Source organism: Actinoplanes derwentensis, assembly GCF_900104725.1.
Classification (GTDB): domain Bacteria; phylum Actinomycetota; class Actinomycetes; order Mycobacteriales; family Micromonosporaceae; genus Actinoplanes; species Actinoplanes derwentensis.
This window is the reverse complement of record NZ_LT629758.1, coordinates 7129522-7146065: the sequence shown is the minus strand read 5'-3', so window position 1 is coordinate 7146065 and position 16544 is coordinate 7129522. Positions and strand designations below refer to the sequence as shown.

At 69.1% G+C, this 16544-nt stretch carries 13 protein-coding genes; 5 read left to right on the top strand and 8 right to left on the bottom strand.

The window, feature by feature from the left end; translation table 11 throughout:
* Positions 1-8: 8 nt before the first annotated feature.
* From BLU81_RS31420 to BLU81_RS31410, 3 genes are all read right to left on the bottom strand, one after another.
* The gene (locus BLU81_RS31420; RefSeq protein ID WP_092549398.1) at positions 9-1670 is read right to left on the bottom strand and encodes a DNA repair helicase XPB; all 1662 of its coding nucleotides are present in this window, start codon (positions 1668-1670) and stop codon (positions 9-11) included.
* A 331-nt stretch (positions 1671-2001) separates the two neighbouring features.
* A complete protein-coding gene (locus tag BLU81_RS31415; RefSeq protein WP_092549395.1) occupies positions 2002-2787 on the bottom strand; it encodes an RpnC/YadD family protein in 786 nt (261 codons plus the stop codon).
* Positions 2788-2950: 163 nt separating this feature from the next.
* Positions 2951-5308, bottom strand: coding sequence for a helicase-associated domain-containing protein (locus tag BLU81_RS31410; RefSeq protein WP_092549392.1), 2358 nt, complete (start codon positions 5306-5308; stop codon positions 2951-2953).
* Between the two features lie 78 nt (positions 5309-5386).
* On the opposite strand from BLU81_RS31410, the gene BLU81_RS31405 reads away from it, so the two are divergent.
* Positions 5387-5587, top strand: coding sequence for a hypothetical protein (locus BLU81_RS31405; RefSeq protein ID WP_092549389.1), 201 nt, complete (start codon positions 5387-5389; stop codon positions 5585-5587).
* Positions 5588-5752: 165 nt separating this feature from the next.
* Entirely contained in the window at positions 5753-6139 is a 387-nt protein-coding gene (locus tag BLU81_RS31400) for a cold-shock protein (protein ID WP_092549386.1), read from the top strand.
* Positions 6140-6159: 20 nt separating this feature from the next.
* Here BLU81_RS31400 and BLU81_RS31395 read toward each other — a convergent pair whose 3' ends face one another.
* Entirely contained in the window at positions 6160-6969 is an 810-nt protein-coding gene (locus BLU81_RS31395) for a 1,4-dihydroxy-6-naphthoate synthase (RefSeq protein ID WP_092549383.1), read from the bottom strand.
* A 163-nt stretch (positions 6970-7132) separates the two neighbouring features.
* Between BLU81_RS31395 and BLU81_RS31390 the strand changes: the two genes are divergently transcribed.
* Genes BLU81_RS31390 through BLU81_RS31380 form a run of 3 tightly spaced genes read left to right on the top strand, consistent with a single transcriptional unit; the run spans position 7133 to position 11699 of the window.
* Positions 7133-9160 (top strand): amidohydrolase family protein, encoded by a 2028-nt coding sequence (locus BLU81_RS31390; protein WP_092549380.1) that lies wholly within the window; start codon positions 7133-7135, stop codon positions 9158-9160.
* Positions 9157-10332, top strand: a complete 1176-nt coding sequence (locus BLU81_RS31385; RefSeq protein ID WP_231953604.1) for an MFS transporter — start codon at positions 9157-9159, stop codon at positions 10330-10332. The genes BLU81_RS31390 and BLU81_RS31385 overlap by 4 nt, the downstream gene beginning before the upstream one ends.
* Before the next feature lie 11 nt (positions 10333-10343).
* The gene (locus BLU81_RS31380; RefSeq protein WP_092549377.1) at positions 10344-11699 is read left to right on the top strand and encodes a GH1 family beta-glucosidase; all 1356 of its coding nucleotides are present in this window, start codon (positions 10344-10346) and stop codon (positions 11697-11699) included.
* Positions 11700-11741: 42 nt separating this feature from the next.
* Here the strand turns inward: BLU81_RS31380 and BLU81_RS31375 are convergent, their stop codons facing one another.
* The 4 genes from BLU81_RS31375 to BLU81_RS31360 form a co-directional block, all read right to left on the bottom strand.
* Complete coding sequence (locus tag BLU81_RS31375; RefSeq protein ID WP_092549374.1) at positions 11742-13256, bottom strand: hypothetical protein; 1515 nt, start codon at positions 13254-13256, stop codon at positions 11742-11744.
* Between the two features lie 10 nt (positions 13257-13266).
* Complete coding sequence (locus tag BLU81_RS31370) at positions 13267-14529, bottom strand: ATP-binding protein (protein WP_092549371.1); 1263 nt, start codon at positions 14527-14529, stop codon at positions 13267-13269.
* Positions 14530-14679: 150 nt separating this feature from the next.
* Positions 14680-15276 carry a TetR/AcrR family transcriptional regulator gene (locus tag BLU81_RS31365; protein WP_092557892.1) on the bottom strand — a complete coding sequence of 199 codons (597 nt, stop codon included), beginning with the start codon at positions 15274-15276 and terminating at the stop codon, positions 14680-14682.
* A gap of 35 nt (positions 15277-15311) precedes the next feature.
* Positions 15312-16481, bottom strand: coding sequence for an MFS transporter (locus BLU81_RS31360; RefSeq protein ID WP_092557890.1), 1170 nt, complete (start codon positions 16479-16481; stop codon positions 15312-15314).
* Positions 16482-16544: the final 63 nt, after the last annotated feature.

Genomic DNA, 16544 nt, shown 5'->3' with positions numbered 1-16544 from the left:
CATGCCAGCTAGTCGATCTTTGGCAGGGGCGGGCCGAGGACGTCGCCGGCGTCGACGATTGTGTACGCGTAACCCTGTTCGGCCAGGAAACGCTGGCGGTGTGCGGCGTAATCGGTGTCGATCGTGTCCCGGGACACCACCGTGTAGAAGTGCGCCTGCCGCCCGTCACCCTTCGGGCGCAGCACCCGGCCCAGACGCTGGGCCTCCTCCTGGCGGGAACCGAACGTCCCCGACACCTGGATCGCCACCGCCGCCTCCGGCAGGTCGATCGAGAAGTTGCCGACCTTCGACAGCACCAGGGTCCGCAACGAACCGTCCCGGAACGCGTCGAACAGCCGCTCCCGCTCCTTGTTCGTCGTCGAGCCCTGCACGATCGGCGCGTCCAGGAACTCGCCCAGTTCGTGCAGCTGATCCAGGAACCCGCCGATCACCAGCACCTGCTCGGTCGGATGCTTGTCGACCAGGGCTTTCACCACCGGCAGCTTGGTACGGGCAGTGGCCGCGACCCGGTAACGCTCCTCGGCTTCGGTCACCGCGTACGACATCCGCTCGGCATCGGTCAAAGTGACCCGGACCTCGACGCACTCCGCCGGGGCGATCCAACCCTGCGCCTCGATGTCCTTCCACGGGGCGTCGTAACGCTTCGGGCCGATCAGCGAGAAGACGTCACCCTCCCGCCCGTCCTCCCGGACCAGCGTCGCGGTCAGCCCCAACCGGCGGCGGGCCTGCAGATCGGCGGTGAACCGGAAGATCGGCGCCGGCAGCAGGTGCACCTCGTCGTAGACGACCAGACCCCAGTCCCGGGCCCCGAACAGGTCCAGATGCGTGAACGCGCCACCCCGCCGCGAAGTGAGCACCTGATACGTCGCGATCGTGACCGCGCGGATCTCCTTGCGCTCGCCGCTGTACTCCCCGATCTCGTCCTCGGTCAGCGTCGTCCGCGCCAGCAGCTCACGCTTCCACTGCCGGCCGGCCACCGTGTTCGTCACCAGGATCAGCGTCGTCGCCTTCGCCGTCGCCATGGCGGCCGCCCCGACCAGGGTCTTCCCCGCGCCACATGGCAGCACCACGACCCCGGACCCACCGGCCCAAAAACCATCAACAGCCTCTTGCTGGTACGACCGGAGAGTCCAGCCGTCCTGCCTCAGCTCGATCGGGTGGGCTTCCCCGTCGACGTAACCCGCCAGGTCCTCGGCCGGCCAGCCCAGCTTCAACAGTGCCTGCTTGAGCCGGCCACGCTCCGAACCGTGCACCAGGATCGTGTCGTCGTCGACATAGGCGCCGAGCATGCCCGCCAGCTTCTTCGACTTCGCCACCTCGACCAGCACGATCCGGTCCAGCCCACGCAGGACCAGGCCATGCACCGGGTCGTTGAGCAGCTGCAACCGCCCGTACCGATCCATCGTCTCGGCGACGTCCACCAGCAGCGCGTGCGGAACCGGGTACCGAGAGAACTTGATCAGAGCGTCCACGACACTCTCCGCGTCATGCCCCGCCGCCCTGCTGTTCCACAGCCCCAACGGCGTCAGCCGATAGGTGTGCACATGCTCCGGGGAACGCTCCAACTCCGCGAACGGCGCGATCGCCATCCGGCAGGCCTTCGAATCAGGGTGATCAACCTCCAGGAGCAGAGTCTTATCCGACTGCACGATCAGTGGTCCGCTGCTCACGCGCACACCCTCCGAAGAGCTAAAAGTCGACCCTCAAGTGTGCCACGGATTTCGTCTACAACCTTTCCCACCCAAACTTGCGTCGTATAGAGGGGTGGGCCGTGTCGCTATCGGGGGTGCGCGGCTCAGCAGAGATCATGTGACCCAGATCTCATGCAACCTACGGGCTCTCTAGCGCGTGTATCAGGCGACGAGGTGCGGGTGGTGCCACTTATCGGGGGTGCACCACCCGCCGCCCCGGTCGTGCTCCGGTCAGCCCTTTCGCTGGTCTCTGAGCCAGGGGGGATCGAAGCCGAGTGCCTTGAGTTTGCTGTCGAAGTCGCCGGTACGCTCAGTCGTTCTGATCGACGAGGGCCCTCAGTTGTTCAAGGTCGTCGAAGGCGGCCCGCTCGACAGGTGTCTCGAGGTTCTGGTCGAGGAGTGCCTTGGCGATCAGTTCCGCCTGGTGATGGTCGATGCCTCGGCGCTCAAGGATTCTCACCGTGTTGGTCCGGTTCGACTCGACGCGGCCTTCCTCGATCAGCTCCTGCGCCCACACGGTGTCGTGGATCATGTCGACAGGCATGTTGACCTCCTTCAAGGCTCTCTCGATATTCTCGCGCTTCATCACCAGGGTGGCAAAGGTCAGTGCGGTCTGGATGAGGTCTCGCCGCACGGCCTCGGACTTCTCGTTGGCGAACGTCACGGCCTGGAAAATGGCCACTAGGCGAGCCGCCCGTTCTTTGTCGTCGGTGGTGGCGGCGAGCACGGCCCACGGCGCGCACTCCGGATCGTCGAGCAGAATGTCCGGATCGAGGGTGCGCGCGTAGTGGGTCTCGAACCTGAAAAACAGATTGGGTGGTTCGTAGATCCTGGTGGGGGATGTTCCCTTGCCCAGGACGATGACGTGCTGATGGAGGCGTTTGTCGGCGTGGTCCGGTTCACCCCGCAACATGCCCTGGTAGATCAACATCCGGTTCGCCATGGCCGGATCGGCCCGGCTCTGGAACTCCAGATGGACCACGCGGTGGGGTCCCGTCATGATCAGGTCGGCGTTGCGGCGATCGGCGTGGATGATGCCCAGGTTCAGTTCGGTGGGGCCGGGCTTGAGATCGCCCGACATGTCGATGCCGAACACCCGGCCGAAGGCTTCCGGATTCGCTATGACGATCCGTTTGGAAGCGGTGTCGTACTGATTTGCTGCAGATGCGATTGCACTGCCCTCCCCGTTGAAAGCATGCGACTACCTGCTCCGAATCTATATGTGCGGAGCAGGTAGTCGCAAGATACTAGGTTCGGGACTACTCTTCGGGGACCGCCGCGGTTATTCGGTGCAGGGCGAAGGTGTGCAGGGACTCGCCTCGTTCGTCTTCCGCTCGTAAGTAGCCCGCGCTCATCGAGAGTGGGCGGACCAGGCGGGACAGGGTGGCGCCGTGGGTGTCGACGTAACCGACCCAGACGCGGGCCTTGTCGCGGACCGCCTGCTGCAGGACCGCCATCGCCTGGGTGTGCTGCTGGACCACGGTCAAGCCGGGAATGGCCTGGCCGTGGGCCGCCCGGACGGTCACCGGGGCGCGCGTGGCGGCCCGGGTGGCGATGTCGCCGCGGCGCAGCTGCTCGACCACGCCGGCCAGGCGGGGGCCGAAGAGCAGGGGCGCGGACGGTTCCGGGACCCGGGCCGAACGGCTCGGTGCGCGGCGGGTCTTCGGCCTGGTCAGGACGGTGGCGCCGACGGCGTCCTCGGCCACCGGGGCGTAGCCGGCTTCGCGCAGCGCGCCCAGCAGTCGGGCCACCGGGCGGGGGCTGACCAGGACGGTCGGTGCGATCCGGCGCATGTCCAGGGTGAGGAGCCGCTTGTCGGCGACCACTTCGGCGAGCAGGGCCTCGTCGTCGCTGCGCAGGTAGGACCCGGCTGAGCCGCTGCGCAGGCCGCCGTGTCGCCGGGCGGTGTCGTCGATCAGGTAGGTGAGCGCCTGCGGCACCGGGGTGCGGGACCGCTGACGGAACAGATCGTGCAGGTCGGCGGCCTGGTAACCGATGTCGAGCGCACGCCGCACGCTGGCCGGGGTGACCCGGAAGACGCTGGCGCCGCCGGCCGACTCGGGTTCGGCGAGGACGTCGAGTTCGCCGGCCAGTTCGGGTTCGGGCGGGCCGGGCACGATCACGGTCAGGTCGGCCTGCACCAGGATGTGGTCGACGGGATCGGGCAGCAGCTGGTCCAGGGCGCGGACCGCGTCGGCGTGGCTGTCCTCCGGATGCACCCCGAGCGGGTCGCCGCCGCCGTCGTCGGGGTCGGTCAGGAGCAGGCGGGCGTACGACGTGAGAGCCCCGAGTCCGGTGACGCCCAGCAGCGCGGCGCCGGTCCACGCGTCCCGGTGTGCCGGTTCCCGGCCACGGGACCGGCGGGGCGCCTGCCAGGCGAGCAGGGCAAGTAGCTCGTCGACCGGCGGGGCGGTGCCGGGGGCGAGGTCGCTCAGCACGCTGAGGGCTTCTCGGCGGGCCTGCGGTGCACCGGCGCGTTCGGCGTCGGGGGCGAGAGCGTTGATCGGCCGGTCCCGGTCGTCGCGGCGGCCGATCAGTCCGGGCTGCCGGGTCATCGCGAGCCAGGTGCGGGCGAGGGCGGCCCAGCGGTGGGCGATGCCGGTCGAGCGCCACAGGTCGTACGCTCCGGTCGGCAGGAAGAGGTCCTGATTCGAGCCGGATTCGGACTCGCCGAGCAGCCCGGCCGCGTACGTCGTCTCGATCAGCAGCGCCGCGGCGGCCTCCTCGATGCCGGCCGCCTTGGCCAGCCGTTTCAGGTCACGGACGCCGAGACCGCCGGTACGCAGCACGGGAGCCGGCTCGGCCGCCAGGGCCTCCAGCAGTGCCTCGGTGGCGCGTACCGCCTCCATGGTCTGACCGGCTCCGGCGGAGTCGGTGGACCGCGGGTCCCGGACCGGGCCGTCGAGGACCGGCGCGGCCGGGCGCAGCACGCCTAACGGCCCGGTGTCGCGGCGCAGCAGCATGCCCACCTCGCGGGGCAGCTCGACGAGTTCGCCGTCGGGGCGCGGGGCCCGCCCGGCCTCCGAGACCGGCACCAGCACGTGCTGGTCGACGAGCCAGCGGACCGGCTCGGCGACGGCGTCCCGGTTGAGGGCACCGACCGGGGGCCCGGCGGCCAGCCGGTCGAGGACCGCGCGGGCCCCGGGCGGCGCGGCCAGCACGGTGCGGCGGAGTTTGGCCCGGTCGGCGCAGAGCGCGGCGGCCTGCGGGTCCAGGAAGTCGGCGGGCCGGCCGAGCCCGGCGGGGTACGGCGAGGTGACCTCGTCGACGGCCCCCGGCACGTGCAGGGCCTCCGGCGGGCCGAACAGCAGGAACCGGACGCGCAGGCGGTCGATCGCCTCCGGCACGCCTTCGGAGCCGGCCAGTTGCACGATGGCGTCGACCGAGGTCAGGGCGGTGTCGGCGGCCCGGCTCAGACGAGCCGCGTCGAGGATGGTGAGAGTGAACTCGTCGAGGCTGTCGAGACAGCGGGCGACGGAGTTACGGGACTGGGCGCGTACGGCGAGGGCCGAGATGTCGGCGGGCACCGGAACGACGAGGTCGGGGCGCAACTGTATGAGTGCGCCCAGTGCCTCGTCGGGCAGCGACCGGAGTTGATCGGCGAATGTGGTGGCCATCGTCTTCAACGCTAACGTTCATGGGACGATGGTGTCGGGTCCGGGCGTGGCCGGACCTGGATCTGAGGAGGACCGAAAGTGGCGAAGCCCAAGACCGCCGGCACCCCGAGCCCGGTGAGTGAGCACTCCGGGCCCCGTGGTGTGGACATGAAGGGCCAGATGCATGTGTCCGAGATCATCTCCGACCGTGCGGCCGCCCCGTCCCCCTTCGGTGACGATCTGACGTTCCCTCTTCCGGTGGAGAGCCTGAGTTACCGGGCGTCCAGCCGCCACCCGTGATCTGACCTGGTCGATCCGATCCCGGCAGGGTGGCGACTTCGTGCCCCTTGCCGGATCCGGCCGTGCGCCCCGCGTTACTCGATGAGATTGCAGTTGGGTCCGAGCCGTCCGCTGGATAGCCTTGGCGTGATCGGTTGTTTCCATTGAGTGAAGTTGAGGTCAGCGGTGCCCACGGGTCGAGTGAAGTGGTACGACGCTACGAAGGGGTTCGGCTTCGTCACCAGTGATGAGGGCGGAGACGTTTTCCTTCCCAAGGGTGCGCTGCCGGCGGGGGTCACGGAACTGAAAACTGGCCAGCGGGTCGAGTTCGGCGTCGTCGACAGCCGAAAAGGCGCGCAGGCCATGGGTGTGAAGCTGCTGGACGTCCCGCCGTCCTTGGCCGAGTTGCGCCGCCGGCCGGCGGACGAGCTGGCCAGCATGATCGAAGACATGATCAAAGTCCTGGAGAGCTCGGTCCAGCCGTCCCTGCAGAGCGGGCGCTACCCGGACAAGAAGACCTCGCTGAAGATCGCGCAGCTGGTGCACGCGGTCGCCCGCGAGTTCGAGATCTGAGCAAGCATCTCTGGTAAGCCCTATAAGAACGACGGAACAGCCGGCGTCAAACCCGCCGCCGCCGCACGCCCCAGCAGGGCATCGGCGGCGGCGAGTCCGTCTTTGCCCAGGTCCAGGGTGAATTCGTTGACGTAGAGCTCGATGTGCTGTCTCACCACCGCGGGTTCCATCTCCTGCGCGTTGGCGAGGATGAACTTCTGGCTGGCGGCCGTGTCGCGCCAGCCGTGCCGCAGCGACTCACGGATCCACTCAGTGGCGGCAGCCGGGTCGACGGTGCCGCGTTTGGCGAGGATCGCACCGAGCGGGATCGGCAGGCCGGTGTCGCGTTCCCACCATTCACCGAGGTCGACGAGGGCGTTCAGCCCATACCTCGGGTAGGTGAACCGGGCCTCGTGGATCACCAGGCCGGCGTCGAAGCGTCCGTCGGCGACCCCGGGCATGATCTGGTGGAACGGGACCACCTCGATGCGAGCCGGGCGCTGATCCGCGGCCCAGAGCCGGAAGAGCAGGTAGGCGGTGGTCCGGTCGCCGGGCACGGCGACCGTCGCGCCGTTGAGGTCGGTGCGGTCCCGGGTCAGCACGAGCGGCCCGCAGCCCCGGCCGAGCGCACCCCCGCAGGGCAGCAGCTCGTAGTCGTCAAGCAGCCAGGGCAGTGCCGCGTAACTGACTTTGACCAGGTCGAACGCGCCGTCGAGGGCTGCCGTGTTGGTGACGTCGACGTCAGCGAAGGTCAGGTCGACCGGCGGTGCGCCGGGGACCAGCCCGTGCGCGAGCGCGTGGAACACGAAGGTGTCATTGGGGCATGGGGAAACCGCCAGGGAGAGCGCCACGACTCCCACGCTAGTGCCGGTTTGTGCCGGGTGCTCGGTAGCGCGGCGTACGCCACAGAAGGCCTCTCCCCAAAAATATTCACGTCCACCTCTGGCCTCGGAGGTGTGGCGCTTCTTACACTCCGTTTTGTTGGATCAAGTGATCGACCAAAGGGGGTGCCTCGTGCCGCGTTCGCTGGTCGCGGGTGTCCTGGTGATCGGCCTCGTCGGTGGGCTCCCCGTGCCCGCCCGCGCCGCCGCTAGCTGGACACCCGCCTACGACCTGGAGGGCGCTTGCGTCACCCTCCAGGCTTTCAACGGATCGAACTCCCTCGGCTACGTCTGGAAGGACTCGGTCGGCTACGGCTTCAAGAGCGCGGTGGCCAGCGCCGAACCGTTCCGGCTGGAGGCCACCCAACTCGGGCGATACCTGCTCCGCGACGGCGACGGTGCACCTCCGTACCAGAGCGTGGCGAACTGGGTGTGGGCCGGCGCCGACTACGGGCCCCGCGCTGACTGGACGGTCAGCACCGACGGCAGCTCCTACAAGTTCGTCAGCACCGAGACCAGCCAGCAGATGGGTTCCTACCTGGGCGGCCTCGGCAGCGGCAGCGCCACCTTCAAGCTCGCGCCGGCCACCGGGTGCGCCGCGATCCCGGACATCGCCACCGGCGTCAGCGGCACCCCGGCCGCCGGTGTCGACTCCAGCGGCAAACTGGTCGGCTGGATCGACGCACACGCGCACGTCACCGCCGGTGAGGCCTTCGGCGGGTCACTGAGCTGCGGTGACGCGTACGCCCCCGGGGGTGTCGCTGTCGCCCTCAAAGGTTGCGCCTCGCACGGGACCCTCGGCTGGGGCGCCCTGCTGGAAGCCATCATCGCCGGCACCGACCCGATCAACTCGGCCGAGGACGGCTGGCCCACCTTCACCGACTGGCCGCAGAACGACACGCTGCTGCACCAGGCGTCCTATTTCCGCAGCCTGGAGCGGACCTGGAAGTCCGGCCAGCGGGTACTCAACGTGCTGCTGGTCGCCAACCGGGTGATCTGCGAGTTGACGCCTGAGCACACCTCCTGCGACGAGATGGACCAGATCCGCGCGCAGGCCGTCTACCTGCAGAAGATGCAGGACTACATCGACGCCCGCAGCGGCGGTCCGGGCAAGGGCTTCTTCCGCCTGGCGAAAACCCCTGCGGACGTACGATCGATCGCGGCCCAGGGCAAACTGGCCGTCACGATCGGGGTGGAGAACTCCGAACTCTTCGGCTGCCGTGAGATCAACGGTGTCGCGCAGTGCACCACCGCCGACATCGACGCCGGGCTCAACGAACTGCAGGCCCTGGGAGTCAGCGGGCTCTACCCGGTGCACAAGTTCGACAACGCGTTCGGCGGCACCCGCTTCGACGAGGGCGTCACCGGCGCCGCGATCAACGTCGGCAACCTGATCTCCACCGGTCACTGGTGGCAGGCGACCAGCTGCACCGGCCCGTCCGACAATGAGCAGCCGCTGGTCAGTGACGACATCGCGCGGCTGCTGCAACTCGGGGTGGGCCTGCCGGCCGGCACGATCCTGCCGGTCTACCCGAGCGGGCAGATCTGCAACACCCGTGGCTTGACCTCGCTCGGTTCGTACCTGATCAATCAAATGATCGACCGGGGCATGATCATCCACCTGGACCACATGGGAGTGAAGACCGCGTCCGCGGTCCTCGACATCGCCGCCCAGGCGAACTACCCGGGTGTCGCCTCGGTGCACACCTGGGCCGACCCGGCCCTGATCAACCGGATGCTCGGCATCGGCGGCTTCGTCGCCAGCTACGCGTTCTCGGCCAGCGACGACGGCCAGGGCACGCCGACCTTCCTGGACGAGTGGCGGACCCACCGGGCTCTCGCCAACGGCTCGAAGATCACCGGGTACGGGGTCGGCACCGACGTGAACGGGCTGGGCCCGCAGGCAGCCCCCCGCCTGAATGCCGGGTCCAGCCCGCTCACCTACCCGTTCACCGCCGTCAACGGCACCACCGTCAACAAGCAGGTGATGGGGACCCGGACCTTCGACCTCAACACCGACGGCGTCGCCCAGTACGGCCTCTACACCGACTGGGTCACCGACCTGATCAACCAGGCCGGAACCGACGGCCCGGCACTGAAGAAGCAACTGCTCAGCGGCGCTGAGGCCTACACGGTGATGTGGGAAAGGGCACGTGCGTGACCCTGCTCGCCGCAGCGCCGGTGCGGCGCCGATGGATGGTGGCGTACGCGCTCGCCATGATCGGCGTCGCCGCCGGCTGGTTCGGGCCGATTCAGATCCTGCTCCCCGAGCAGGCGGCCCGGCTGGCCGGTGACGGCGGCAAGGAAGCACTGCTCGCCGTGGTCACCGCCTGGGGCGCGGCAGCGTCCATGGTGGCCAATCCGCTGTGGGGGATGCTCTCCGACCGGCTGGGCTCCCGCCGGCCGATCTTCGTGGCCGGCACCGTGGTCGGCGTCGCCGGCCTGCTCACCCTCTCGGCCGCGAACACCACACCGGTCATGGTGACCGGCTGGATCCTGGTCCAGGTCGGGCTCAACGGGCCACTCGCCGCATTGGCCGCGCTGATCGGCGACCGGGTGCCCGAACAGCAGCGCGGCACGGTCGGGGCGCTCTTCGGAGTCGCCCAGATCGTCGGCGTCATCCTCGGCACCGCCGTCGCGGTAGCGGTCGGTGACGAGACCCTCGGCTACATCGCGGTGGCCGTCGCGGTGCCGGCCCTCGGCGCCACCCTCCTGATCATCAACCGGGAGGGTGCGGTTGTCCGGTCGTCCAAAACACGGCTGCGCTGGCCGGGCGGGCAGTTCGTCTGGGCCTGGGTCATCCGGTTCCTGCTCAACCTGGTCAACGCCCTGGTCCTGGTCTACCTCCTTTACTTCTTGTCCGACCAGGTGCAGGTGACGGACGCGGCGACCTGGGTGCTCGTCCTGACCGTGGTGAACGTGCTCTTCGCCGGCATCTGCGGCTTCGTCGGGGGCATGCTGTCGGACCGCTGGGAACGCCGGAAGGTCTTCGTGGTGGCCGGGGCGATCCTCCTGGCCGCCGGGACCACCCTGATGGCACTCGCCCCGACCGTGCCCGTGGTGCTGGTGGCCTCGGCGCTGGTCGGGGTGGGCTGGGGCGCCTACATCGCGGTCGACATGGCGGTGATCACTGGAGTCCTGCCGGACGCCGAGACCCGGGCCACCATGCTCGGCGTCGCCAACATCGCCGGCACCCTGCCCCAGCTGCTCGCCCCGGTCCTCGCCGCGCCGATCGTCACCGGACTCGGCGGGTACCGGACGTTGTACCTGGTCACCGCTGCCTTTGCGCTGGTCGCGCTGATCTTGCTCCCTCGCTTGAAAACGCTCCGCTGAAAGGATCCACTGTGTACCCCCAGTTTCCACCCGGCTTCCGGTTCGGCATGTCGACGTCGGCCTACCAGATCGAAGGCGCGGCTTCTCTCGCCGGCAAGGGCCCGAGTATCTGGGACACCTTCACCTCTGGTGGCGGTACGGTCCGGCACGGGCAGGACGGCCGGGTGGCGATCGACCACTACCACCGGTTCGCCGAGGACATCCAGCTCATCGCCGGCGCCGGGGTGCAGGACTACCGGTTCTCCTTCTCGTGGCCTCGGGTGCTCGCCGGTGACCTCGGCTTCTACGACCGGCTCGTCGACACGATCATCGAAGCCGGGCTGCGGCCCGTGCCGACGCTCTACCACTGGGACCTCCCGCAGGAACTGGAGGACACCGGCGGCTGGATGAACCGGGACACCGCCCACCGGCTCGCCGACTACACCAGCACGCTGGTGCTGCGGCTCGGTGATCGGGTGCGCGACTGGATCACCATGAACGAGATGAACGTGCACACCCTGTACGGGTACGCGCTCGCCGACCACGCCCCCGCTCGCGGCCTCGGTCTCGGCGCGCTTCCGGCCGGGCACCACCAGCTGCTGGCCCACGGATTGGCGGTGCAGGTCCTTCGTACCCACGGCGCTCGGACCGTCGGCGTCGCCAGCCAGCACTTCCCGGTCTCGCCCGCCACCGACGCCCCCGAGGACGTCGCCGCGGCGACGCTCTTCTCCGAGCTGACGAACTGGACCTTCTCCGACCCGATCCTGCTCGGTGACTATCCGAACGAGATGATCCGGGCCGGGGTCGGGACCGAGGGCGCCCAGTTGGATCGGGACCTGGAGCTGATCAAAGCGCGACTCGACTTCTACGGCGTGAACTACTACGAGCCGACGATGATCGAGGCACCGCGGGCCGGCAAGGACTACAGCGGTGTGCTCGAAGTGGACATTCCGACCGACATGCCGTTCTCGCCGGTCCCGGTGAAGAGCGACGAGCGCACCGACTTCGGCTGGGCGATCGTGCCGGCCGGCCTGACCGAGATCCTGGTGACGCTGCGCGATCGTTATCCCGGGCTGCCGCCGGTGTTCATCACCGAGAACGGTGCGTCGTTCCACGACGCCGACCCCGGCCCCGACGGCCGGGTCCACGACGAGCGGCGGATCGCCTACCTGGACGCCCACTTGCGGGCGGTGGCCGATGCCATCACCGCCGGGGTACGAGTGGACGGCTACTACGTGTGGTCGGCCCTCGACAATTTCGAGTGGGCAGCCGGCTTCGACGAACGTTTCGGCCTGATCCACGTCGACTTCGACACCCTGAAACGAACCCCGAAGGACTCCTACTTCTGGTACCGCGACCTGATCACCGCCCAGTCGGCCGGCAGCTGACCGGCCGGGGCGCGGACCGTCAGCCCGCGCCCCGGAACGTCGTCACGGGATCGGCGCGGGCCAGGGGATGCCGGTCTCGGCGTCCCAGCGGCGCACGGTCGCACCGTCCGCCGAATAGAGCGTCGGCCGCCCGTCCACCACCGCGGACACCACGTCCAGCACGATCCGCCGATGCCCGAACAGCGGCCGGCCGATCGGCTCCCCGGTCTCTGCGTCGAACCGGTGCACCTGCCGGAGCCCCGCCACCGCGAGGCAGGGCCGTCCACCCACCTCGTAGACACAGAACCCGTTCAGGTCACCGACTCTGATCGGCTGCCCGACCTCGGCATTCGACCCTGCGTCGACCCGATGCAGCTGCGGTCCGGGGGTGAACCCGTTCTTGAAGACCAGGTGCGGACGGCCCTGCGAGTGATAGCCGAAGGGGAGCGTGTCGGCCGGGCCGGCCGTAGGTTCCACGAGCCGGCCGGTGGCGAGGTCGATCCGGATCAGGTTCGGCCCGCTCCCGCTATGGTGGAGCAGAACCGTCATGTGCGTGCCGTCGGCGGCCAGATGCCGCGCACCTCGGGGCAGCGTGATCGGCTCGCCGGACAGCATGCCGGAGCGGGCGTCGAAACTGAGGACCACGTTGTCGGCGTAACCGACAAAACAGGTGCCGCCGTACGCGGCGACCACGTCCACCCGCCGGGCCGGTGACCGTAGCCGCCAACCGGAGCGGACCAGGGGAATCGCACGCCAGCCGGTGCCGTCCAGCCGCCACAGAAGGGCGTCGCGACCGCGGGCTTCCACAGTGAGCACACCGGGGCCGTCGGCGTCCGCGAACGGCGTGGCCCAGAGTTCGGTCTCGGCGTCCCGCAGGCCCGGGTCGGAACGGGAACCGGCGAACGGCCAGGCCTTCTCGGCCCCGGGGTAGTCGAACACGTGGATCGGCGTGCCGTCGTCCAGCGAACGGAAGACCAGGCCGCCCTTCTCCTGGGTGACGAGCATCCCGCCAGCCGTGACAAGCCGGCCGGTGGGGCTCTCCACCAGCGGCCGGGCCACCCCGCGCCAGCGCGGCTCGTAGGCGCCCCCCAGCCGGACCCCGGCGTCCACCTCGGCCACCAGCCGGGGAATGGACACTTCACCGTGGCTCTGCCGGTCCGCTTCGGCCAGCGCGGGCCGGGCCGTGTCGAACTCCGCGCGCAGACCGTCGACCAACGCGTCGAGCTCGTCGCCGGTCATGGTCGGACGGTCCAGAGCCGCGTCCACGATGGTCTCGACCAGATCCAGCGCTGACCAGCTCCCGACTCCGGACGGCTGTGCCGCGATCCGGGCCAGAAAGCGGAGCGCGGGCACGGCTGCGGGCCGGAGACCTTCGGGTTTGGCGGCCACTGTCGCGAACCAGTAGTGGTCGAAGTTGTCGCCGTCCTCCAGGACGTCGTAGATCCGGTGGTCGCTGCCGCCCTCCTCGGCCAGCTCACGCAGCGCCGCTACCAGCTCCGCCGCATCGTCCGGGCCGAGGAGGTCCGCCCATGGGACGTTCTCCAGCCCGTCCAGGGGATGTTCCCGACTTAGCTCCATGAGCAACTACTCAGCCTGTCGCCGGAGCGGGGATCTGCCAGAGGGAACTGACCGGCATGGCGCGGAGTTTGTCGCCGAACGGCAGGGTGGCGGAACCCGTGTAGAGGACGATGCCGGTGATGAAGTCGTCGCCGAGGCGTTCGGCGAGGCGGCGCAGCCCGCGGAAGTCGTCGGGACCGACGGTGGTGGCTGCTTTGACCTCGATGCCCACGACCTGACCCGATCTGTTCTCGAGTACCGCGTCGACCTCGTACTTGGCCTGGTCGCGGTAGTGCGACAGATCCACCAGCTGTTCGGACCAGGTGAGTTGACGGGCCAACTCGGACAGCACGAACGACTCGAGCAACGGACCGAACGGTGCTCCGGGTCGAAGCAGGGCCCGCGCGTCGGTCGCGAGTTCACCGGCGGCGATGCCCGAGTCGACGAATATCAACTTCGAGGCGGCGGTGGCTCTGGTGCCGAGATTGCGTGACCAGCCGGGGATCCGTTTGACGAGGAAGATCTCCTCGAGTGCCTGAAGGTAGCGCGCGATCGTCGGCCTGCTCAGTCCGAGTGCGGACTCGAGTGAGTTGGCGCCGATGACGGTCGCCGAGCGTGCCGCCAGTATCCGTACCAGCTTGCGCATCTCGCCTTTGTGCTGGATGTCGGAGAGCTGCCGGACATCACGATCGATGAGCGCCTGGATGTACGAATCGAAGAACCGTTGGCGCCGTCGAGGATCGTTGCGGACCGTGGCTTCGGGTAGGCCACCCCGCACTATTCTGGCCGCATAGTCGGCCCGGGTGACCTGTGACTCGTGCCTTAGGCCAGGACCGGCGGAGAAGACCGCATCGATGAAACCGTCCGGTTCGTCGTCGAGTTCGCCCTGCGAGAACGGCCAGAGTTCGACCGTTTCCATCCGGCCGGGTAGCGCGTCCGGAGCTGCCGCCAGACCGAACAGCCGAGATGATCCGGTGAGCAGGTACCGGCCGGGGCGAGGATCTTCGTCGACGGCGGCTTTGATCGCCAACAGCAGCCCCGGGTCACGCTGAATCTCATCGATGACCAGCAACTCGGGAGCATCGACGAAGCCGATCGGGTCGGCGGATGCCGCAGCCCGGTCCTGTGCTCGGTCCAGGTCGCGACGCTCGGCGAGCCGGTCTCCGGCGACGATGCGGACGAGGGTGCTCTTGCCTGCCTGGCGTGCGCCACTGACCAGAACCACGCGGGTATCAGCCAGCGCGGCGTTCACCTGGGCAGCGGCGCGGCGGGGAATGATGCGCGGTGTGGCCACGCATCATGATAGCCGTCGGCTTTCGATCTGCGGGAACTTAGGCTTTCGGTTTGCGGGGCACATGGCTTTCGGTTTGCGTGGGGTTCCGTGTTCGGTTTGCGGCGTGGGGAACCGGTGGGTGACGGGAGCCGGAGGCCGGGGGCGGGACGGTCAGGTGCGTAGCTGGTCGGTGAACTGGTCGGCCAGGTGGGAGAGGCGTTCGGAGCGGCCCTCCTCGGCCCAGCCGTCCACCAGGCTCAGCAGGGTGCTGCCCTCGACCAGGATGATGAAGTCGTCGATCACCACCTCGTCGTCCACGCCGGAGCGCAGCTCGCCCAACTCGCGGGCCTCGCGGAGGCAGTTCAGCAGGTGGACCCTTATCGAGCGGTGGGAGTCGCGGCGGGACTCGGCCAGCCGGGGATGGGACAGGGCGGCGCCGGCGAACGCCACGTTCACATGGGCGTCGGCGGCGCGCTCCTCGTCCAGGGGGAGCACCGCCTCCAGCGCTGCCCGCAGACCGTCCAGGCCGAACAGGTCGCCGCCGATCTCGAAGGCCCGCTCCACTATTCGGTCGTAGACCGCCTTCTGCGCCGCGACCAGTATGTCGTCCTTGCCGCCCAGGAAATGGGCCAGCACACTCAGCGAGCAGCCGGCCTCGTCGGCGATCGCCCGGGTCGTGGTGCCTTCGACGCCGCGTGAGCGGACCACCCGCCAGGCGGCCGCCAGTAGCTCCGCCCGTCTCAGGTCGTGATCCACCAGCTTCGGCACGGCCACAGCTTAGCCACCGCGGACCAGTCGGCCGGTCAGCTCACGGCGGGCTGGGGTGCGGTCAGGTTTCGCAGGCGGCGGGCCAGCGGCAACGTCGCGATCACCGCCACCACCGGGATCAGGAACGCCCACCGGAGGCCGATCGGTTCGGACAGGGCGCCCAGCAGCACCGCGCCGAGCAGCGCCCCGCCGTAGTTGAACAGGTTCACCTTCGCGATCACCTCGTCGCTGCTGCCCTGAGCCGCCTCGCCGGCCGCACTGAACGCCAGTGGCACCAGCACGCCGACCCCGATTCCGGCGATCGTGAAACCGGCCATCGCGGCGCCCAGCACCGGCAGGGTCACCACCAGTGCGCAGCCGATGCCGCACGCCACCAGCGCGCCGATCGCGACCGGCACCCGGCCGGCTCGGGGCACCACGTGGTCGGCGACCAGGCGGCTGACCAGCACGGCGCCCTGATAGGCGGCGTAGCCCAGTGGCGCCACCGAGGCCGCCGCCGACAGTGAGTCGTGCAGGTAGACCGAACTCCACGTGCTGATCGCCGAGTCCACCAGGAACGCCGTGAAGATCAACATCCCACAGATCAGGACGATCGGCCGTACGGCGCGGCCACCCTCGGCATGCACCACACTGGACCGTTCGGTACGACCGGGTACGAACGATCGCCAGCCCACCAGCCCCACCAGCACCGCGAAGATCGCAGCCACACCGACCGCCACCGACGCGCCCGCACCCGTCTCCAGCGCGCCCGACATCAGTAGTGCGGCGGCGATCGCGGCGGCCGTGTACGCGGCGAACAACCGGCTCATCACACTGCGGCCCAGCTGGGCCTGCACCAGCACCCCCTGCATGCTCAGCGACGCGTCGACCGCGCCCAGGCCCACGCCGTACGCCAGAAAGATCGCCGCGAAGACCGCGTTGGGTGACCAGAACGTGGTGCCCGCCAGTCCCGCACCGACCAGGAACAGTCCGGACGACAGGGCGTACCGGCTGCCCCAGCGGGCGGCCACCTGATCGGCCAGCACTGAACCACCGGCCGCCGCCAGCACCACCAGCAGCAGGATCACCGAGACGAACGTGTCGTCGATACCCTGCCGGTCCTTGAACGTCGGCAACGCCGTGACCACAGCCGCATAACCGAGGCCCTGCGCCGCGTAACCCGCGCCGATCAGTCGAGCCCGGGTGCCGGCGCTCACGTCTGCCATCGATGCCTCGCTCCGATACGAGCGGTGAAAGGTGGCCCCGATCACACGCGTTCAGCGCAGCAT